23 protein-coding genes are annotated in these 19,357 nt (G+C 71.0%); 13 read left to right on the top strand and 10 right to left on the bottom strand.

Features of this window, described 5'->3' with window-relative positions; all coding sequences use genetic code 11:
• Positions 1-158 precede the first annotated feature (158 nt).
• From LQ51_RS20945 to LQ51_RS20935, 3 genes are read left to right on the top strand one after another with little or no spacing between them, the layout of a single operon-like run.
• Entirely contained in the window at positions 159-923 is a 765-nt protein-coding gene (locus tag LQ51_RS20945; RefSeq protein WP_046568244.1) for an ABC transporter ATP-binding protein, read from the top strand.
• Entirely contained in the window at positions 917-3,331 is a 2,415-nt protein-coding gene (locus LQ51_RS20940; RefSeq protein ID WP_046568242.1) for an ABC transporter permease, read from the top strand. Before LQ51_RS20945 ends, LQ51_RS20940 begins: the two co-directional genes overlap by 7 nt.
• Before the next feature lie 43 nt (positions 3,332-3,374).
• Positions 3,375-4,067: a cytidylate kinase family protein gene (locus LQ51_RS20935; RefSeq protein WP_046568240.1), complete on the top strand. Its 693-nt coding sequence runs from the start codon at positions 3,375-3,377 to the stop codon at positions 4,065-4,067.
• Positions 4,068-4,214: 147 nt separating this feature from the next.
• Here the strand turns inward: LQ51_RS20935 and LQ51_RS20930 are convergent, their stop codons facing one another.
• The 4 genes from LQ51_RS20930 to LQ51_RS20915 form a co-directional block, all read right to left on the bottom strand.
• Positions 4,215-4,787: a DUF3592 domain-containing protein gene (locus LQ51_RS20930; RefSeq protein WP_156313188.1), complete on the bottom strand. Its 573-nt coding sequence runs from the start codon at positions 4,785-4,787 to the stop codon at positions 4,215-4,217.
• Between the two features lie 404 nt (positions 4,788-5,191).
• Complete coding sequence (locus LQ51_RS34040; protein ID WP_052745012.1) at positions 5,192-5,545, bottom strand: nitrilase-related carbon-nitrogen hydrolase; 354 nt, start codon at positions 5,543-5,545, stop codon at positions 5,192-5,194.
• Between the two features lie 210 nt (positions 5,546-5,755).
• Positions 5,756-6,445, bottom strand: a complete 690-nt coding sequence (locus LQ51_RS20920; RefSeq protein WP_046568239.1) for a DUF899 domain-containing protein — start codon at positions 6,443-6,445, stop codon at positions 5,756-5,758.
• Between the two features lie 102 nt (positions 6,446-6,547).
• Positions 6,548-6,940 (bottom strand): nuclear transport factor 2 family protein, encoded by a 393-nt coding sequence (locus LQ51_RS20915; RefSeq protein ID WP_046568237.1) that lies wholly within the window; start codon positions 6,938-6,940, stop codon positions 6,548-6,550.
• 179 nt (positions 6,941-7,119) lie between these two features.
• Here LQ51_RS20915 and LQ51_RS20910 point away from each other — a divergent pair, with 179 nt between their 5' ends.
• Both LQ51_RS20910 and LQ51_RS31430 read left to right on the top strand, forming a co-directional pair.
• Positions 7,120-7,530: a VOC family protein gene (locus LQ51_RS20910; RefSeq protein ID WP_046568236.1), complete on the top strand. Its 411-nt coding sequence runs from the start codon at positions 7,120-7,122 to the stop codon at positions 7,528-7,530.
• Between the two features lie 243 nt (positions 7,531-7,773).
• Positions 7,774-8,142, top strand: coding sequence for a hypothetical protein (locus LQ51_RS31430; RefSeq protein WP_052745011.1), 369 nt, complete (start codon positions 7,774-7,776; stop codon positions 8,140-8,142).
• Between the two features lie 74 nt (positions 8,143-8,216).
• Here the strand turns inward: LQ51_RS31430 and LQ51_RS20900 are convergent, their stop codons facing one another.
• From LQ51_RS20900 to LQ51_RS20890, 3 genes are all read right to left on the bottom strand, one after another.
• Entirely contained in the window at positions 8,217-8,669 is a 453-nt protein-coding gene (locus LQ51_RS20900; protein WP_046568359.1) for a hypothetical protein, read from the bottom strand.
• Positions 8,670-8,796: 127 nt separating this feature from the next.
• A complete protein-coding gene (locus tag LQ51_RS34395; RefSeq protein ID WP_046568234.1) occupies positions 8,797-9,360 on the bottom strand; it encodes a sugar O-acetyltransferase in 564 nt (187 codons plus the stop codon).
• Positions 9,361-9,423: 63 nt separating this feature from the next.
• Positions 9,424-9,987: a dihydrofolate reductase family protein gene (locus LQ51_RS20890; protein WP_046568232.1), complete on the bottom strand. Its 564-nt coding sequence runs from the start codon at positions 9,985-9,987 to the stop codon at positions 9,424-9,426.
• 273 nt (positions 9,988-10,260) lie between these two features.
• Between LQ51_RS20890 and LQ51_RS20885 the strand changes: the two genes are divergently transcribed.
• Positions 10,261-11,451 (top strand): low temperature requirement protein A, encoded by a 1,191-nt coding sequence (locus LQ51_RS20885; protein WP_052745010.1) that lies wholly within the window; start codon positions 10,261-10,263, stop codon positions 11,449-11,451.
• Here LQ51_RS20885 and LQ51_RS20880 read toward each other — a convergent pair.
• Complete coding sequence (locus LQ51_RS20880) at positions 11,448-11,852, bottom strand: hypothetical protein (protein ID WP_052745009.1); 405 nt, start codon at positions 11,850-11,852, stop codon at positions 11,448-11,450. The genes LQ51_RS20885 and LQ51_RS20880 overlap by 4 nt on opposite strands.
• 176 nt (positions 11,853-12,028) lie before the next feature.
• Here LQ51_RS20880 and LQ51_RS20875 point away from each other — a divergent pair, with 176 nt between their 5' ends.
• Complete coding sequence (locus tag LQ51_RS20875; RefSeq protein ID WP_046568230.1) at positions 12,029-12,580, top strand: P-loop nucleotide/nucleoside kinase family protein; 552 nt, start codon at positions 12,029-12,031, stop codon at positions 12,578-12,580.
• The gene (locus LQ51_RS20870) at positions 12,577-13,563 is read left to right on the top strand and encodes a serine hydrolase domain-containing protein (protein ID WP_046568353.1); all 987 of its coding nucleotides are present in this window, start codon (positions 12,577-12,579) and stop codon (positions 13,561-13,563) included. The genes LQ51_RS20875 and LQ51_RS20870 overlap by 4 nt, the downstream gene beginning before the upstream one ends.
• Before the next feature lie 52 nt (positions 13,564-13,615).
• On the opposite strand, the gene LQ51_RS20865 is transcribed toward LQ51_RS20870, so the two are convergent.
• Positions 13,616-14,179, bottom strand: coding sequence for a MarR family winged helix-turn-helix transcriptional regulator (locus tag LQ51_RS20865; protein WP_046568229.1), 564 nt, complete (start codon positions 14,177-14,179; stop codon positions 13,616-13,618).
• Between the two features lie 131 nt (positions 14,180-14,310).
• Here LQ51_RS20865 and LQ51_RS20860 point away from each other — a divergent pair, with 131 nt between their 5' ends.
• Both LQ51_RS20860 and LQ51_RS20855 read left to right on the top strand, forming a co-directional pair.
• Positions 14,311-15,243 (top strand): NADP-dependent oxidoreductase, encoded by a 933-nt coding sequence (locus LQ51_RS20860; RefSeq protein WP_046568227.1) that lies wholly within the window; start codon positions 14,311-14,313, stop codon positions 15,241-15,243.
• 75 nt (positions 15,244-15,318) lie between these two features.
• Positions 15,319-16,407, top strand: coding sequence for an alkene reductase (locus tag LQ51_RS20855; RefSeq protein WP_046568226.1), 1,089 nt, complete (start codon positions 15,319-15,321; stop codon positions 16,405-16,407).
• Positions 16,408-16,900: 493 nt separating this feature from the next.
• Here the strand turns inward: LQ51_RS20855 and LQ51_RS20850 are convergent, their stop codons facing one another.
• The gene (locus LQ51_RS20850; RefSeq protein ID WP_231605817.1) at positions 16,901-17,578 is read right to left on the bottom strand and encodes a GAP family protein; all 678 of its coding nucleotides are present in this window, start codon (positions 17,576-17,578) and stop codon (positions 16,901-16,903) included.
• 115 nt (positions 17,579-17,693) lie between these two features.
• On the opposite strand from LQ51_RS20850, the gene LQ51_RS34290 reads away from it, so the two are divergent.
• From LQ51_RS34290 to LQ51_RS20840, 3 genes are all read left to right on the top strand, one after another.
• Positions 17,694-17,816, top strand: coding sequence for a hypothetical protein (locus LQ51_RS34290; protein ID WP_255352246.1), 123 nt, complete (start codon positions 17,694-17,696; stop codon positions 17,814-17,816).
• A 130-nt stretch (positions 17,817-17,946) separates the two neighbouring features.
• Complete coding sequence (locus tag LQ51_RS32910; RefSeq protein WP_046568225.1) at positions 17,947-18,414, top strand: hypothetical protein; 468 nt, start codon at positions 17,947-17,949, stop codon at positions 18,412-18,414.
• Positions 18,407-19,321 (top strand): alpha/beta fold hydrolase, encoded by a 915-nt coding sequence (locus LQ51_RS20840; RefSeq protein ID WP_046568224.1) that lies wholly within the window; start codon positions 18,407-18,409, stop codon positions 19,319-19,321. The genes LQ51_RS32910 and LQ51_RS20840 overlap by 8 nt, the downstream gene beginning before the upstream one ends.
• Positions 19,322-19,357: the final 36 nt, after the last annotated feature.

Here is a 19,357-nt window from a genome sequence, read left to right as displayed (position 1 = left end):
TATCGACCGGCCGGGCCGGCCGCGTCCACCCGCGGGTGGTCATCCTCGGGCATGACGTCCGGCCACGTCGCCGACCCCGGCTCCGCCCTGCGGATGGCCGGAAAGTGTCCACGCCGGCACGACGCCCCACACCCGCCGGAGCCGGCACCCTGACGGTCATGACCACACAGACGGTGACCCTGACAGGGCTGCGTGCGGTGTACGGCAGGGGGGCCCGGCGGGTGACGGCGCTCGACGGCGTGACGACCAGCTTCGCGAGCGGCACGTTCACGGCGGTGATGGGCCCGTCGGGCTCGGGGAAGTCCACCCTCCTGCACTGCGCGGCCGGGCTCGACAGGCCGGCCGAGGGGACCGTCACGATCGACGGCAGGCGCCTCGACGATCTGGGCGAGAACGAGTTGACCCGGCTGCGCCGGGACCGCATCGGCTTCGTGTTCCAGGCGTTCAACCTGGTGTCCACGCTGACCGCGGCGCAGAACGTCGAGTTGCCGCTGCGCCTGGCCGGGCGCCGTCCCCCGGCCCGGGACGTCACTGCCGCGCTCGACGCGGTGGGACTGGCCGACCGGGCCGGGCACCGGCCGAGCGAACTGTCCGGCGGTGAACAGCAGCGCGTCGCCGTGGCTCGGGCGCTGGTCACCCGTCCCGCGGTGGTGTTCGCCGACGAACCCACCGGGGCGCTGGACAGCGCGGCGTCCCGGCAGGTGCTCCGGCTGCTACGCGGGCTCGTCGACGACCACCGGCAGACCGTCGTGATGGTGACCCACGATCCCACCGCCGCCGCGTACGCCGACCGGGTCCTCCTGCTCGCCGACGGTCGCGTCGTGGACGAGTTGACCGGCGCGATCACCGCGGCGGTCGTCGCCGCGCGGATCGCCGAGCGGGAGACGGTTCCGGCGGAGAGCGTCGGGGAGGCGTCGTGCTGAGCATCCGGCGGTCGGCCGGTGCGTTCGTGGCCGTCGCCATCGGCGTCACCCTGGTCGCGGCGGCCACCCTGCTGCTCGCCTCCGGCCGCCCACGGGTGCCCGACCGGCTGGCGTACGCGGCCGTCGTGGTGCAGAGCCCGGACGCGGGTGCGCCGGCCGACTCGTTCGCGCCGACCCGGCCGTGGTCCGCCGCCAGGACGGCGGAACTCACCGGCAGGTTGGCCGACGTGCCGGGTGTCACGGCGGCGGTGCCGGACCGGACCTTCTACGCCCAGGCGCTCGTCGACGGCCGCCCGCCGGCCACCGATGCGCGGCGGGAGGACGCTCACCAGGGGCACGGCTGGTCCAGCAGCCGGCTGGGTGGACTCCGTCTCACGGCCGGCGAGCCGCCCCGGCAGGCCGGAGAGGTGGTCGTCGACCGCGCATTGGGGCTGCGTCCCGGCGGGCCGGTCACCCTGCTCACGGCGGCGGGACCGGAGCCGTACACCGTCACCGGTCTGGTGGACGCGCCCGGCGTCTGGGTCGCGGACGGGGTCGCCGCCGCGCTCGCGCCCGGCGTCCGGGCCATCGGTCTGCTGGTCGCGCCGAGCACCGATGCCGAGGAGGTCGCCGAGACCGTTCGCGGTGTCGTCGGCGGCGACGGACGGGTGCTGACCGGCGACGCGCGCGGCGCCGTGGAGCCTCGGGGTGACGCCCGTACCCGCTGGATCGGCCGGCAGGTGCTCACCGCCATGGCGGCCCTCGCCGGCTTCGTCACGGTCTTCGTGGTCGCCTCCACCTTCGCGTTCACCGTGGCGCAGCGTCGCCGTGAGCTGGGCCTGCTGCGCGCCGTCGGCGCCACTCCCCGTCAGGTCCGCCGCCTGGTCCACGCCGAGGCGCTCGTGGTCGGTGCCACGGCCGGAGTCGCCGGCCTGCTGGCCGGCGCGGCGATCGCTCCGGGGTTGGGTCGGCTGCTCGTGGACGTCGGCTTCGAGCCGGCGACCTTCCAGGTCCGGTACGAGCCCTGGCCGCTCGCGGTCTCGTTCCTCGCCGGTCCGGCGATCGCGCTGCTGGCCGTCTGGGCGGCGTCGCGTCGAGCGGCACGGGTCAGCCCGCTGGAGGCGTTACGCGAGGCGGCGGCGGACCAGCGACCGGTCGGGCGGCTGCGCGTCGCCACCGGGGTGCTCCTCGTCGCGGCGGGGGCCGCCCTCAGCCTGGGCACCGCGACGTCCGACGACGCCCGCAGCGGTGCCACATTCGCCCTCTACGCGGTGATGGCCCTGGTGGCCGGCGCGACCGTGCTGGCGCCGGCGGTCGTCGGCCCGGTGGTGCGGCTGCTGCGGTCGCCGGTGCGTCGGCCGGGTGGCGCGATCGGGATGCTGGTCCGGGCCGGGGCGTTGACCGCGACCCGGCGGACGGCTTCGATCGCGGCCCCGGTGCTGCTCACGGTCGCGTTCGCGGTGCTGGTCTCCGGGATGGTGCGCACCACCACGGCCGCGTACGCGGCGGGCCGGGCCGACAACGTGAACGCCGGCTGGGTCGTGGTGCCCGACCGCGCGCCGGGCCTGTCGGACCAGGCCGTCGCGGCGACCGGAGGCACCGCGCTCCTGCCCACGACGGTCTTCCGGAGTGACCCGGGCACGCCGCCGGAGAACCGGCCGCTGACCGCGCTCGGCGTGGATCCGGCGGGCTTCGCCGCCGCGAACCGGGCGCTCACCGTCGTCGCCGGCACCCTGAACGACCTGAGGGGCGACGACACGGTGGTCGTTCCCGCCTCGGCGAACCGGCAACCGACGCAGCCGTACGCGCTGGTCTTCGCCGACGGGGAGTCGGTGTCGCTGCGCGTCGTCGCGGTGGTCACCGACGACTCGATCCGCGGCGACCTGCTGCTGCCCCGGTCGGTGGTGCGGGCGCACGACCCGTCGGCGCTCACCTCCGCGGTGTACCTGCGGGACCGGATCGAGCCTCCGCTCGGCGCGCGGATCGTCGACGTGTCGGTGTGGGCGGCCGAGGCAGATCGGGCCGAGGATCGCCTCGTCTGGCTCTTCACGCTGCTGCTGATCGGTGTGTCGGCCGGCTACGGTGCGGTAGCGGTGGCCAACACGTTGCTGATGGCCGCCGCCGGCCGGGTGGCCGACCTGCGGCTGATCCGGCTGGCCGGTGCGCTCCGGAGGCAGGTCATCTGGCTGGTCACGGCCGAGTCGGCGCTGGTGGTGCTGATCGGTGCGCTGCTCGGCGGTGCGGTCGCGTTCGTCGGTCTGCTGAGCATCCGTGCCGGCCTCGCCGAGCAGGTCGGCGTACCGGTCGACCTGGTGGTGCCGTGGTCGGTGGTCGGCGGCGTGGTGGGCCTCTGTCTGCTGCTGGCGGTGCTGGCCAGCGCGCTGTCGGCCTGGCGGTCGCTGTCGAGCAGGACAGGCCGGCGGGCCTGAGGTCGGCCCGACACCACCGTCGGCGAGGTAGGAGGGGTAGGACATGGAGCGAGGTATCCGCGACGAGTTGCTCGGCCGTCTGGCGGAGGCGGTCGGGTCGGTCCGCGTCGCCCATCCGATCCGGGTGGCCATCGACGGACCACCCGCCGCTGGCAAGACCACCCTCGCCGATGAACTGGCCGATGTCCTGCGGACGCAGGGCCGCCACGTCATCCGGGCGTCGGTCGACGACTTCCTCTTCCCGCGGGCCCAGCGCTATCCGCGGGGCGAGTACTCGGCCGAAGGCTGTTACTTCGACACCCACGACCACGGGGCACTGAACCGGGTCCTGCTCGATCCGCTCGGTCCGGGCGGGGACCGGCGCTTCCAAGACGCGGTCTACGACCACACCGCGGACGCCGTCCTCTCCCCGCCGACCAGGACTGCCCCCGCCGACGCGGTGCTGGTCTTCGACGGCGTCTTCCTCATGCGCCCGGAACTGGTCGATCGGTGGGAGCTGCGTGTCTTCGTGTCGACGGCGCTCGACAGGACCGTGGATCGGGCGGTGCTCCGGGAGCGCCGGGTGTCAGCACCGGCCGACGTCGAACGGCGCTGGCGGGAGCGTTACATCCCTTCCCAACAGTTCTACCTCGCTACGGTCCGCCCCACCGAGCACGTCGACGTCATCGTGCACAACGACGAACCCCAGCAGCCCGGCTGGGAGACCGGCCCGGCCCGATCACCCCGCTCGGTGTGACGTCTCGGCGAGCGGGTCGGGTCGAACTCGAGGCGAGGCCGGGTGGTCACCGCACGGTGTCGGGGTAGACCTCCACGTCGGCCGCATGTGCTGACAAGCGGATATTCCGCAGCCCGTGCGGTCATCGAAATGGCTCCCGATCTTGATTTAGTTCTTCTTCCGCCACCGTCTGCTCGGCTTGCCTTCTGTCCTGGCCCTGGCTCGCCCGATCTGTTGTCGGCGCTGGTCTCGTTGTTGCTGCTGCCAGTGACGTTGCCTGCGGTCGCGTCGTTGCCGGTCGAGGCGGCTGACCGTGGCAAGCACCATTGATCCGGACAGCACTAGGCCCGCCGCCCCGGTCACGCCTTGGACCCGGCCCCGATGCCCGCTTAACGTCCCGAACTCGGTCACGAAATCACCCGCGTCTTCGGGGTTGACCCAGATCCGCACTTGAGTGCCGGCAGGAAGGCAGGCCTCCCAACAGCCGACCTCAGCCCGACGCTCGGCTCCTGCCAACTCGTAGCGCAGATGCATGGTGTCGCTGTTGCGTCCTTTGTGCACGAACTCGTCGATCACGGCCTGGACTGGCACGCCGTCCGCTCGCAGCCGATCCTCCCAAGCATCGTTGTCATTCCCGGTCTTGAAAGGCAGCCATATCATGACCAGTCCGACCATGATTCCGAGCAGGTAGAACGGGTAACGCACGCGCCACCAGGTCCGGAAGATCTGCACGGTGGTCATGGTGGCAGCCGATCTCCACTTGTCCATGGCACTCTCATGCCGCTCCCGGCGTGCTGGCGTTCATCCGCACAACATGCAGAGCGCCGCCCGGCACACAGACCCGCGGACCACGATGCGCTACGACCAGGCCCGCATGTCCCGCAGGCTATACGGGCTGTGTCTCGGGTAGATCAGTTCCGTGGTATGCCAGGGAGAGCACGTCCTGGCGACGCTGCCCGAGGTACCAGCTTCCGGTCTCGTCAAGATTGAGGGTGTGCCGCAGAAGGTCGGAGCGCCCGCCGGGAAGTTCGCCGAGGACTTCGCCTCGCGGTGACACCACCAGGCTGGGGCAGTGCTGGTCGGGATGGGCGATGTTGGCGGACGCGAGGAAACGCTGGTTCTCGGCAGCGCGGCTGATCAGGTGGCTACGCCACACGCCTTCGGGTTCGCGGGTTGATCTTCCGGTAGACCTGGTACGCGCCGTTGGTCGGGAAGAACAGGCCGGCGTTGCACCATCCGCCCTCCAACGCCAGCAGCGATCCGCAGAAGATGTGCACCTGCTTCTGCTTGGCAAGCTGAGCCACCTGTGCGACGGCGTGGTTCACCGCAGCGGGCTCCATCGCGGCCAGCGGCGCCAGGTCGTCGCCATAGCCGGACAGCATTCCTTCGGGCAGGACGACCACGTCGCCGGCGCGTGTCTCGCTGAGGACCTCCTGCACAGTGATCAGGTTGGCGTCTACGTCCCATACGGCCGGAACCTGGGCGACCACGATCGACATCTGCACCCAGCAATCTTGAACGACCGCCGGACGTCCACGCCCACCGGGCTCAGCCAGCGGCCAAGCACTCGTGAGTTGGGTCCCCTGATCGAGCCGCGCTGAGCGCGACCCCGTCACGGACCGTGCGCGCGTCCGCAACGCGGCGTGAGGATCATGTCAACCGTCTGGTCAGTCTTCACACGTCGCCGACATCTACCAAGGGCCAGATTCTCACGCATCTGGCCCGTAGAGCGCGGCAATGTCTTCGGAGCTGGCCCACCGGCTGTACGTAGGCGACTGCGGCCAACCCTCGGGCGAGTCCTGCCACTCCTCCTGCCGCCCGTAGGGCAGCAGATCGATCAGCGCGAAGGTATAGCTGAGCTGCTCGGTGCCACGGCCGTTGGTGTGCCAGGTGCGATACACGGTGTCGCCATCGCGCAGGAACACATTGACCGCGAATCCGCCGCCGGGCGGTGCGCCGACATCGCCGCCGAACGGACTGTTGGCGGTGGAGTACCAGGTCATCTTGTTCCCGACCCGCCGCTTGTATTCGAGTGCCTCCTCGATCGGACCCTGGGTGACGATCACAAAGCGGGCGTCGTAGTTGTCCAGCACCTCCAACCGGGTGAACTGCGAGGTGAACCCGGTGCAGCCGGGACACTGCCACTGCTTGTGGGGAAACCACATGTGGTGATAGGCGATCAGCTGTGACCTGCCATCGAACACGTCGACCAGCCGGATCGGCCCCTGCTCCCCCTCCAAGGTGTAGTCGGGCATCTCCACCATCGGCAGTCGCCGGCGCTGCGCGGCGATAGCGTCGAGTTCCCGGGTTGCCGCCTTCTCCCGAGCACGCAGTGCGTCGAGCTGGCGCTGCCACGTGCCGGCGTCGACAACGGGGGGTAATGCTGCAGGGGCGGCCATGGCATCTCCTTGCGGATCATGATCGGGCTTACGGTCTACAGGTGTAGACCCCGCCCGGCCGCCAAACTCATCGGTGGCTCGCCACGTGATGGCGTGTCCGGGTCAGCTTCCAGCGGGACGGGCGGTGGTCGGCTGCGCCGGCCGGAACGGCCACTCCTCGAACGAGCTGCAGCGCCCGTCCTCGGCGAACCGCATGATCCACAGGTCGCGGTACGCCTGGTCGACTGGGTCGCCGTACCGGACCTCCACCCGCGCCACCGCGGTGTCGGCCTCGACCGCGACGACCTCACTGGTCATCTGGAACACCTCACCGGAGCCGTCCCGCTCGTCTTCCCACATCCGGGCGATGGCTGGCAGACCGATGATCGGTTTCTGGTAGGGCCCCTGCAGATAGCTGGCCTGCGCGGTGAAGATCGTGGCGAGCACCTGCGTCCCCGGCGTCCGCCACGCTTGCACGTAGGCCGCGATCCAGCCGGTCGCCTGCTTCCTGTCCACGAGTGCCAGCCTGCCATCTGGCCGAGTGCTCAACGGCGTTATCCGGTCATGCCGCGGACCGCGCGTCACCGGGTGCGGCCGGCTGTCCGGAGGTGGCGCCGCACGGACGTACCAATGGGCGTGCCGGTCGCGGCAGCTGATCTGGCGGACGTCCGCCCGCTTTCCTAGGATCGACTGCCATGGAACTGATACGAAACGTGGTCGTTTTCGACGCCGCTGACCTACATGCGGAGAGTGCGTTCTGGGCCGGAATGCTCGATGGGCACGTCTTTGAGGATGAGACGTTCCACAGCATCATCGACGCGGCAGGTGAGTGGCGGATGGGCGTCCAGCTCGCACCGGAGCACGTTCCTCCCGACTGGCCGGAGGGCGCGCCTCAGCAGGTACACCTGGACCTCCACGTCGAGAACCCCGGGCAGGCGCACGAACAGGCGATGAGGCTCGGTGCCCGCCTGCTCCAAGCCGGTGACCTGGAAAGCAACGAGGGGCACCAGGTGTACGCAGATCCAGCCGGCCACCCGTTCTGCATCGGCTGGGGGCATCCCTCCCGAGAGGCGCTGGCCAGGTACGTCCGCGAGAGGTTGGGATAGGCGCGGGTCGGCCACGGCCACGGCCACGGCAGCCTCCGCGGCCCGGCAGTCGACATCGTTTGTCCGGCAGACTGGGCCGATGACGAGCGTTGGCTCCGTACGCAGTTTCGACCCGGCCGAGGGGTGGGGAGTCATCGATGGCGCCGACGTGCCGGGCGGATGCTGGGTGCACTTCTCGGCCCTCGCCATGGAGGGCTACCGCACCCTGACGGCCGGTACTTCGGGCACAACTGGGACGCGCTCGTGGACTGCCTGCACGACTGGCACGGCCACGGGGCTCGCACGCGGGGCATCGCGGTGCTGATCGACAGGGCCGACGAGCTGCTCGATGCCGCGTTTCTGGGTCTCTTCGTATCGGCGCTCTGTGAGGCGGCGTGGAAGGCGAACCTCCAGCTTGACGCCGACGGCCACCCCCACGAGGACCGGCACCCGTTCGCCCTGCACATCGTCTTTCTCCTCGAGGACACCGCGCCCGCCGCCTTCGCCGACGGCGTGGCGAGCGGCGCGGATGTCGGCGTGGCGCTCACGGAGGGACGCCTCACGGCGACCCTGACCGGCACGGACTGGCCCGGCGCAGACCCCGTCACGCCGTTCCGGGGCGACCTGCCATAGCCGCTGATGCCCTAGCACTGCCTGCGGCCTACCAGCACAGGCCGCACCGGGTCCACGCCGCCTGACCACCACCGTCAACGTCCCCTGGTCACCGCGCTACCGGCACGTCCCGGCCGATGCAGCCAGGGCGCAGTCCCCGGCGCCGACGCGATGAGGGCGACCGCGAGCGCCGTGATGATCGCTTGCCCGATCCGGCCGGGCGTGATCCCGGGCGCGGTGTCCAGGACGTAGTTGGCGTACCCGTTCGCCATCGCGTCGCTGGCGAGCACAAGGCAGCCGAGCAACAGTCCTTCGAACCGGCGCAGCGCCAGCAACAGCGCCGCGAGCGGGTCGAGCACGGTCAGCGAGGTGAAGTACCACAGCAGCCAGGTGGGCGTGGACGGGCCTGGACCACCCGGCCGGACCCCGAGCAGGTCGCCCAGGTGAACAATCCCGCCGTACGCGAAGACACCGGCGGCGCCGATCACCACCACCCGAACCCACCGGGGTACGCCGGACCACCGCCGGAGCGATGTGCGTGTCGCCACCACTGCCCCCTCGGTCGGGCGGCGGCCCACCACCCGCGTCGATGCTAACGCGGCACGCAGGGACGGTTGCCTCGCCAGCGGCCACCCCACGCTCAGCGGCCGCCCATGATTCGTTCCACCCGCGGTCTCAGGTGGCGGTGGACGCCGGCTTCAGACGCTTGCGCTCGACAATGCTTGTCGCCGTTACCACACACAGCGGCGGCACGTCCTTCGCGACGACGGCGCCGGCCCCGACGACCGAGCCGCGGCCGATGGTCACTCCGGGGGTGATCGTGGCGGCGGCGCCGATCCACACATCGTCCTCGATGACGATGGGCGCGTGCGTGATGAAGTCGTACCGTTCGTCGATCTCGACGGGATGCCCGGCCGTGCTCAGCGTCACCCGGGGGCCGATCATGACGCGGTCGCCGATGGTGATGCCGCCGTAGTCGAGGAAGAAGCAGCCCTGATTGATGAACACCCGCTCCCCGAACGAGGCGCCAAGCCCGTAGTCGCAGGAGAACGGGGGCAGGATGGACAGCGAGTCGGGGATGGGCTTTCCGAAGATCTCGGTGAGCAGTGCCCGGCGCCCGTCGAGGTCGTCAAACGGCAGCGCGTTGAGGCGGGACGTCAGCGTCATCACGAGCTGTACCCGCTCCGCGAAGGCTCGCGACTCGGGCGTCCGTGTCCGTAGGCGTTGCTCGTTGCGCACGAGACGATCGTGGCACGGCGAGTCGGGTGCGGCGCGGGCAGCTCCGCGTCACCGGCGGCCCTGTCAGTGGGGAGACGCGCGGTAGCGGAGAAACACGACGCCGTTGCCGAACCGCCGCTCGTCGAGGAGCGTGAGGTTGGTGCGTACGCCGGTGGGCAGCCCGGGCTTGCCGCCACCCACGGCCGTGGGCCAGACGAGCAACTGGCACTCGTCAACCAGCCCGGCCCGGATGGCCTGGGCCGCCAGGTCGGCGCCGCCGATCGTGATGTCACTGCCGGCCGTGGCCTTCAGCCGCTGGACGGCGGCAGGGTCGAAACGGCGCTCCAGGCTGGTGGCGCGCGTCGGCACCGCGGTGAGAGTCGTGGAATAGACGATTTTGTCCGCCGCCTGCCAGACGCTCGCGAAGTCCGCCGTGAGGTCGGACTGCGCGGCCAGCGCCGCATCGGTCTCCCAGACGGCCATCGACTCGTAGAGCCGCCGGCCGTAGAGGAAGGTGCCCACCGACCGCAGGAGGCCGGTGGTGAAGGTGAACACCTCGTCGTCGGGCGGGAGCCAGGCGAAAACCCCGTTCTCGTCCTCGATGTAGCCGTCCACTGACACGTTCGTCACATAGATGAGCTTTGCCATTCCTCTACCTCTCGGTGCGCGGGGACCCCGCGCGGATGTCACCATCGCCGGTCGGGGCCAGGCGGACATCTCCGCCTCCCACCTCTCCTACGAACGACTCGGCCCGGATCCGACGCTATCCCGCCGGGAAGTTCCGAGGGATCGCCCGTTTGCGTCCCGGACCGGCCGCAAATCGGCTGCGATGGGGAGGTGACGACGGGTCGAAGGCGTTCGGAACCGGGCCACGGGCTCGGGCTGATACGTTCTCCGGAGAGCACGCAGCAGGCCACGTACGTGGAGCTGTTCTTCGACCTGACGATGGTCTTCGCCCTCAACCGGCTGGTGGCGTCCGCGGTGACGGCGCTGGCGGGGCCGGGGCTCGGCACTGCGGACCTGGCCCGCCGGTGGACCGCGATCGGACAAGCGCTGCTCCTCTTCGCGCCCGTCACCTGGACCTGGATCCTCACCGCCTACACCACCGCCCGGTTCGACCCGCGCTCGCCGAGGACGCAGTGGGCGCTCCTGGGTACCGCCGCGGCCATGCTGATCATGGGAACCGCCGTGCCGGACGCCTTCGGCGCCACCGGCCTGACCTTCGGGCTGACGTACGCGTTCATCCAGATCACCCGGACGCTGTACTTCGGTTACTTCATCCGCCGGCACCCGATGGCCCGGATGCTCCTGCGGTCCCTGCTCTGGTCGGTGCCCGTGGGGCTGCTGTGGATCGCCGGAGGGCTGGTGTCCGGAGCGGCGCGGGTGGCGCTGTGGCTGCTGGCGGTGACCCTCTCGGTTGGCACGGCCCGCCTGGGCTGGCCGGTTCCGGGCCTGGGGCGCGGCCAGGAATCGGCGTGGGCGCTGGCGCCGCACCACCTCGCCGAGCGGGCCCAGCAGTTGGTCCTGGTCGCGCTCGGCGAGACGATCCTCGCGGTCGGCATCGTCTACGCCGGTGGAACGGGCCGGCCCAGCGCGGCCCAGACCGCCGGTCTGGCCGCCGCCTTCGTCACCGCGGTGCTGCTCTGGCGGATCTACTTCCACCGGGCCGGACAGGTGATGGGCGAAGCGGTGGCCGACGCCCGCGAGCCGGCGGCGCTGGGGCGGTTCGTCGGTACCGCCCACACCGTGATGATCTTCGGAATCGTGATGACCGCGATCGGGCACGAACTCATCCAGGTCGGCCCGTCCGGGCGTCCGTACCCGGCGTGGCTGGTCATGATCCTCGGCGGACCGGCCTGTTTTCTGATCGGTCGCGCGGCCCTGGAGCGGGCCGTCTTCGATCGGGTCTCCCCCAGCCGCTGGGTGGGCGCCGCCGTTCTCGTCGTGGCTGGCGTGCCTCTCCTGGCCGGTTCACCACTGGTCGCCGGGATCACCGCCGCGGTCGTCCTGCTCGGCATCGCGCTCCTCAACACGCGGCGGGCCGCCCACCGTCCGCTTGAGGAGCCGCGTCCCGGCAGCGTCAAGGGCATCCAGTGGTGGCGCCGGCCCTAGGGTGGACATCCCTCGGTCGCGCGGCCCGGCGACCCCGGCAGGTCCCTGGCCGTGCCCTGGGCGGAGGCGTCGGCCGGGTGCCGGTCCTCGCCCGCGGCGGGCGCGCCGAGGCGGGTGACCCGTGCGCCGTCGCGGGGGAGCCGCAGGCGCCATGAGCGGCCCTCGGTGGCGTGGTAGTCGACGACGGCGGGGTCGTGCGGCCACGGGGCCGTCGTCGCGCAGAGGGTGAACTGGCAGTAGTCGAAACCGTCGAGGGCGACCTCGTCCGGTAGCGGCTGCGGGGCACCCAGGGTGCGCTGGGCGTCGTGGGTGTACACCGCGATCTCGGGGAGCCGCGCGCTCCCGGTGGCCCCCTCGTCGATGAGCCGCAGATGATCGGCGAAGGTGAGGGTGGAGTGCACGCTGGCTTTCTATCGGCCGCGCCTCGACGGCCGGACAGCGATATTCACCCCGGCCATGCCCCGCGTCGCCGCCGCCTCCGGGCAGAATGGCGCCGTGCCCGTCATCATTCCGGCGACGCGGGATGGACAACAGCGGGCGACACGCGGCGTGCCCGATCGGTGGAAGGCGGGTGACGATGAGACGACCAACCCTGTTCCTGACCGTGGGACTGCCCTGCACCGGGAAAACCACCGCCGCTCGGCGCATCGAGATCGAGCAGGCGGCGCTTCGTCTCACCAAGGACGAGTGGGTGAAGGCCCTGTACGGGCCCGAGAACCCGCCGTCGGCCGGGGACGTGATCGAGGGACGGCTGATCCAGATCGGGCTGCGCGCCCTGGAACTGGGCACCAACGTCGTGCTCGACTACGGCCTGTGGAGCCGGGACGAGCGCTCCGCGCTCCGCCGGGCGGCAGCGGACCGAGGGGCGAGGGTGGAGCTGCGCTACTTCGACGCCACCCCGGCCGAGCAGCGGAGACGACGTGATCAGCGCCAGGCCGAAGCACCGGACACGACGTGGCCGATGTCCGACGACGAACTCGCCGAGTGGGCTGCCACCATCGAGATCCCGACGCCGGGCGAACTCGACGGCAGTGAACCCATCGATGACCCGCCGCCCGGCTTCGCGACCTGGGACGCGTGGCGCAGACACCGCTGGCCGCCCCACCTCGCCGCTTCGGAGTGCCCGTGACGACGCAGTCGGATGACCTTCTCGCCGAGCTGCGCCACGCTGGCCAGCTCGGCGGTCTGCACGCCGTCGTGGCGGTTCGAGGTGGTCAACCCCTGCTGGAGTTCTACGGGACCGGGGAGGACTTCGCCTGGGGCGACTCGTTGGGCGTCGTCGAGTTCGGTCCGGAGGTGCTGCACGACCTCCGGTCCGTCACCAAGAGCGTGACCGGGCTGTTGTACGGCATCGCGCTCGGCGAAGGGTTGGTCCCGCCGCCGGAGGAGCCGCTCCTGCGGCGGTTTCCGCAGTACCCCGACCTGGCGGCCGACCCCCGGCGGGCCCGGCTCACCGTCGAGCACGCGCTGACGATGTCGTTGGGGCTGGAATGGCGTGAAGACCTCCCGTACGACAGCCCGGCCAACGCCGAGATCGCGATGGAGCTGGCACCGGACCGATACCGGTACATCCTGGAGCGGCCGATCCTCGATCCGCCCGGCACTCGATGGGCCTACTGCGGTGGCGCGACGGCTCTGCTCGGCCGGCTGATCGCCGACGGCACCGGTCAGGCGCTGCCGCAGTACGCGCAGTCCGTGCTGTTCGCGCCGCTGGGCATCGGCAGCGTCGAGTGGATGACCGGCGCGGACGGGGTGGCCTCCGCCGCGTCCGGGCTGCGACTCACGCCCCTCGACCTGGCCCGGCTCGGCGGGCTGGTGCTGGGCGAGGGTGTCTGGGACGGCCGGCGGATCGTCCCCGCCGACTGGATCCACGCGATGCTCCGGCCGCGCCGGGAGACCAGCTGGGGTGCACGGTACGGCTATCAGTGGTACATCGAATCGGTCGCGGGTCATCGGGTGCTGGCCGCGATGGGCAACGGCGGCCAGCGTCTGTTCGTCCTGCCCGACCTGGACCTCACCGTGGCCGTCACCGCCGGCAACTACGACGACCCCGACCAGTGGCGGACCCCGCTCGCGGTGCTGGAGCGGGTCATCCTTCCCACCGCGGTCTGACGGCACCGCGCGGACCAGGGCGGCAGCGGGCGTCGGCTGGCGGCCGAGCGGGTCATTCGTCGGCCGGGGCCGGCGCCTGAGGGCTGGACCTGGCCCGGCGCTTGCGTGGCGCCGCCGAGCGGGGCGGCAGCGCGCGCATGTGGTCGCGTACCCGGGTCATGATGTCGCCGAGGTGGCGCAGGTCGTCGCCGGAGAGCGGGTTGAACAGCAGCGACCGCGACACTTCGATGTGGCCGGGCAGGATCCGGCGGAACAGGGCCGCGCCGGCGTCGGTCAGCGCGACGAGCGTGGCGCGCTCGTCGCCGGGATAGCCGCGGCGGGTGATGAGGCCGGCCTTTTCCAGCAGACCCGCCTGGTACGTGAGCCCGCTGCGGCTGTAGACGACGCCGTCGGCGAGCTGGGTCATGGTCAGCGGCTTGTCGGACTGCGCGAGGTTGGCCAGCAACTGGAACTGCACGTAGCTGATGCCGCCCTCGGCGCGCAACTGCTGCTCGACGTGGTGCTGCAGCAGGCTGACCGCCTCCAGCAGGGCGAAGTAGGTCTGCAACTGTTCGGGTTCCAGCGGCAGTGTCCCGTCGTCGTCGCCGCCGTCGCCCGCCGGGTGGGTGGCCGTCATGCCCGCACCCTACCTGCTTTGAACTCGCAGCATTGTGAGCAGCGCCACCCCACCTACCCTTTGCTTCGAAGTTGAAGCGGCCTATGGTCGGAGGTGCTTCGATTTCGAAGCGATAACCCGAGGAGGACACCATGAAGGCAGTGCGCTACCACTCCCACGGCGGCACCGACGTGCTCACCTACGAGGACGTCGACCGGCCGGTGGCCGGAGCCGGCGAGGTGCTCGTGCGGGTGGCCGGCAGCGCGTTCAACCCGGTGGACGTGGCGATCCGCGCCGGCTACCTGCGGGACGTCTTCCCGCTCTCCTTCCCCCACACCCCCAACTTCGACGTCGCCGGGACCATCGCCGAGGTCGGCGAGGGCGTCAGCGGCTGGACGGCCGGCGACGCGGTGCTGGCATTCCTGCCGATGACCGCGCCGGGAGCCGCCGCTGACTACGCGGTCGCTCCCGCCGCGGCGCTCGCCGCCGCGCCGCGTACCGTCGAACTGGCCGACGCCGCGGCCCTGCCCTCCGCCGGCCTGACGGCCTGGCAGTCGCTGTTCGAGCACGCCGGCCTGACCAGCGGGCAGCGCGTCGTCGTCAACGGCGCCGGTGGCGCGGTCGGCGGGTACGCCGTCCAGCTGGCCAAGCGGGCCGGCGCCGAGGTGACCGCGACCGCCAGCGCGCGAAGCCGCGACCGGCTGCTCTCCTACGGTGCCGACCGGATCGTCGACCACACGGCCACCAGCCTCACCGACGCCGTGGCGGGCGAACGCTTCGACGTGGTGCTCAACCTGGCACCCATCACCCCCGAACAGGGCGTCGAACTCGTGGGCCTGGTCACCGACGGCGGCGCCTTCGTGAGCACCACCACCCCGGGCCCGGAACAGCCCGGGCGCGGCATCCGCACGGTACGGGTGTTCGCCCGCAGCGACGCCGCCCAGCTCGCCCAACTGGTGGCCCGCGTCGACGCCGGCGAGCTGCGCATCGACGTCGCCCAGCGGCGGCCGCTGCGCGAGTTGGCCACCGTGCACGACGAGTCCCAGGCCGGCCGGCTGGCCGGCAAGACCGTCCTCATTCCCTGAGCCACTCGCGCCCCCTGCGCGGAGCGCCTGTCTCCCCCGACCACACCGCCCCTCGCACGCGAAGGACAGAAAACGATGACGACCGCGTTCGAACCCGTCGACCTCGCCGGCACCAAGCTGAGCAACCGGATCGCCATGGCGCCCATGACCCGCAGCCGCGCCTACGGCCCAGGTGCCGCACCGACCGCCGACACCGCCACCTACTACGCCCAGCGCGCCGCCGCCGGCCTGATCATCACCGAGGGCATCCAGCCCTCGGTGGTGGGTCGGGGTTACCCGGACACGCCGGGCCTGCACAGCGCCGGGCAGGTCGCGGCGTGGCGCCAGGTCACCGACGCCGTCCACGCCCGGGGCGGGGTCATCTTCGCCCAGCTCATGCACACCGGCCGGATCGGTCACCCCAGCCTGCTGCCGGACGGCCTCGTGCCGGTCGGCGCGTCACCGGTCGCCGCCGCCGGCCAGGTGTTCACCGCGCGCGGCCGCCAGGACTTCGTCACGCCCCGCGAGCTGACCGACGCGGAGATCATCGCGACGATCGACGACTTCGCCACCGCCGCCCGCAACGCCGTCGCCGCCGGATTCGACGGCGTGGAGGTGCACGGCGCCAACGGCTACCTGCTGCACCAGTTCCTGTCCACGAACGCCAATCAGCGCACCGACCGCTGGGGCGGCGCCGTCGCGGGCCGCATCCGGCTGACCGTCGAGACCGTCCGCGCGGTTGCCGACGCGATCGGCGCCCACCGGACCGGACTGCGGATCTCTCCCGCCAACCTGTACAACGACATCGTCGAGGACGGACACCGGGACACGTACCGCGCCCTGGCCGACGCCCTCGACCCGCTCGGCCTGGCCTACCTGCACATCGCCGAGGCCGACGACCGGGACTTCACCTGTGAGCTGCGGCGGCGGTGGAACGGCCCGCTGATCCTCAACCCCTACACCCCCGGAGCGATCACCGGCCCCGAGCAGCTCGCGCTGATCGAGGACGGCACCGCCGACCTGATCAGCTTCGGCGGTCTCTTCCTCGCCAACCCCGACCTGCCCGACCGGCTCGCGGCCGGTGGCCCCTACAACACGCCCGACCCGACCACCTTCTACGGCGGCGACACCCGCGGCTACACCGACTACCCCACCCTCGACGGCGGCCCGGGCACGGTTAGCTGACCGCCGCCACCCGCCGGGTCTGCCTCCGTCAAGCTGGCGGAGGCAGACCTGGTGCTGCTCCCGACGCGCTTCGGCCTCGGCGGACATCAACGCCTGCGCGAGCGTTTTGATCATCGCCTGCAACACGTCAGGCGCCGCGACCGCGATCTGCTCGCACAGCAGGTCAGCAGGGTTCGCTCTCAGATGCGGCCATCGCACATCGCTCTCCTTCATTGGATTGAGCCGTCTCGAAGGATCCGCGGTGGCCGTCTCTCATCTACGCAACACACCCAGCAGGGGAAGTCGTACACCACCTCCTGGACGCAGCCCCGGCCCAGAAGCGGCATCTCCACCAGCGACACCATGTGAAGCCGTAGGTTCCGACAGTGGCATTGCAGACTCGCGCCCGTGTAGCGGGACGGCCAGCACCTCACTTACCGGCGACGAGGACCAGGACGTGAGGGCCAAGCCGACCACCAACCTCATCGATGCGTACGTTTGGCTTGCCAGCAGGTCAGCTGATCAGCTTCCACACCTCGAAATGCGCGAGGCAGTTGAGCACCAGCAGGGCGCCGGCACCGGCCAGGAGGTTGAGCCAGAGGGAGGTGGCCTGGGCCGCAAACCACCTCCCGAGTGCCTCCATCTGATCGGCCATCCGGTCGCCAAGTAGGCGATAGCCGACCAGAATCAGCAGCGGCGGGCTTACCATGATCAGGTTGTAGGCCGCGAGGATCGCCAGGGCCTCGGGCAGCAGCGTCTTGGCACCGTTCATGATCCCGATGGCACCGAGATAGGGCAGCGCAGTGCCGATTTCGACGACGGTCACCACGACGCCTAGCAGCGCGACCGCGGCGTAGCTGTGCGACCTGGGCCGGCGCGGCTGTGGCGGTTGCGGTCGGCGCAGGGCCAGCAGGCCGTACGTGACCAGCCCAGCACCTACCACGCCCTGCCCGATGTAACCGAAGTCGCTGGCCACCACGCCGCGTACGGCGTGCCCCAGCCGGTCGGTCAGCGAACCTACGCCGACGAACAACAGCAGGCCCAGCGCTAAATAGGAGAAGTAGATCGAGGCCATGTAGACGAGCACCCGGGACGTGTAGTGCTTGGTGGCGAGCAGCAGGTAGACGGTGACCGCGAGGGCCGAGGGATTGAGGCTGTCGAGGACCGCGAGCCCAGCAACGGGAATGAGCACGAGCTACCGCATCCGTACTAAATCGACAACGAGGGATCGGCGTGACACTCCGCGATTCTTCCTCGTGCTGACAGTGCTGGGGGGACTGGGTCCCGTAGCCGGCGAGCACACGGTCATGTGGGTCACCGAGGAGCTCACCACCGTGGACGAGACAGTGACCGCCGCGCAACGCGCCGTCGACGCCTTCCCCGGTCACTACTCACTCTTCGACGACATCGGCTTCCCCCGCCAGCCGTAGATGTGACCCTCCCCCACCGCCGGCGCCCCTGTCCTTGGTTGACCATCTGTTCTCCCGCCGGCTCGCGCCGCCACCTTGACACTCGACGTCAAGTGCTTGACGATGGCTGTCAAGCAACGGAGGAGGCTGGATGCCACCGAGCCAAAGGGACCTTGTCGAACAGCTCACCAGGTTGATCGACATCCGCCTGCTCGACCCGCTCGAGATCCTGCTCGACGGCCACGATCGCGTCGACTCGCTGCGCGCCGTCGTCCACGAACGGGCACGATCCTGGGCCAGCACCATGCTCAGCGGCGACGATCAGGTGGCGGTTGGCGCGATCATGCGGGTGGTCTCCACCCTCTATCCAGGGGATGGTCCGTTCGACCCCCCGCTGGACTGGTGGCGAAGCCCGCTGGGCCAGGTGGTCGCGCGGCGTGTGGGTCACCCCACCGCCGAATCGGTGTCGTACGCGGTGGCCGGCGCCATGCTCGGCATCACCCGGCAGGGCGTCCACGACCTGGTCTCCCGCGGCAAGCTGGCCCGTCACCCCGAGCGCGGCGTGCTCTGCGCCTCCGTCCGTGACCGATTGCTCCAGGAGGGGACAAGACGTGCCTGAGACCTTCATCGACTCCGGGACCGTGCCGATCGCGATCCGCGACTTCGGCGGGTCCGGACGCCCGCTGCTACTGCTGCACGGCGCCGGCGGCAATCTCGCCCAGATGATGGCGCTGGCGCAACACCTGCGGGCGGCGCACCGGGTGGTCGCCGCCGACCTTCGCGGGCATGGCCGGTCTGGAGACGGTACGTGGGGCTGGGACGAGGTGCTGGCCGACCTGGCCGCGGTCACCGACCACCTGGCTCTGGCCCCTCCCGCGGTGGTCGGCGTTTCCCTCGGCGGGATGGTGGCCGCGCTCTGGGCGCAACGCCATCCGGAGTGTCCCGGCGCGGTCAGCCTCGACGGCAACCCCCCACCGGCCCGCCCGGAGCAGCTCGCCGGGATGGATCCGGAGCAGGCAGCGACGGAACTCGCCAAGCTGCGGGCCATCTTCGATGGGATGGCGGCCATGACGGCCCAGCCGCTCAGCGCCGAGCAGGTGGCCGCGGCCCTGGCTGGACAGCGGGCGATGGCCCAACGGTACGGAGCCGCGCCGGAAGGCTGGGCGGCTGCCTTCGAACGCAACCTGGTGCCCCACGAGGATGGCCGAAGCCTGCTGCGCCCCGGCCCCGAGCTGACCGAGCAGCTGCGCGAAGCGATGGAGTCGCTCGACCTGATCCCCGTCTACCGGGACACCCGTTGCCCCTTGCTGCTCGTACTCGCCACCGAGAACCTGCCCGAACAGCAAGCGTTCCACGAGCTGTACGCCGCGTACCGCCGCGCCACCGCCGAGCACCTCGCCAGCCTGGACAATCCGTCCCTGCGGGTGCGGCACCTCGCCGGGGCCAGCCACGCGATGGTCGCCGAACGCCCGCAGGAACTCGCCACCCTCATCACCGGCTTCCTCGGCACGGCAGCTTCTGACTGAGCCGGGCACCGCGGTGACAGCTCGCGATCCACCACG

The sequence above is a fragment of the Micromonospora sp. HK10 genome (assembly GCF_000982955.1).
Taxonomy (GTDB): domain Bacteria; phylum Actinomycetota; class Actinomycetes; order Mycobacteriales; family Micromonosporaceae; genus Micromonospora.
This window is presented reverse-complemented; position numbering and strand designations above follow the sequence as displayed.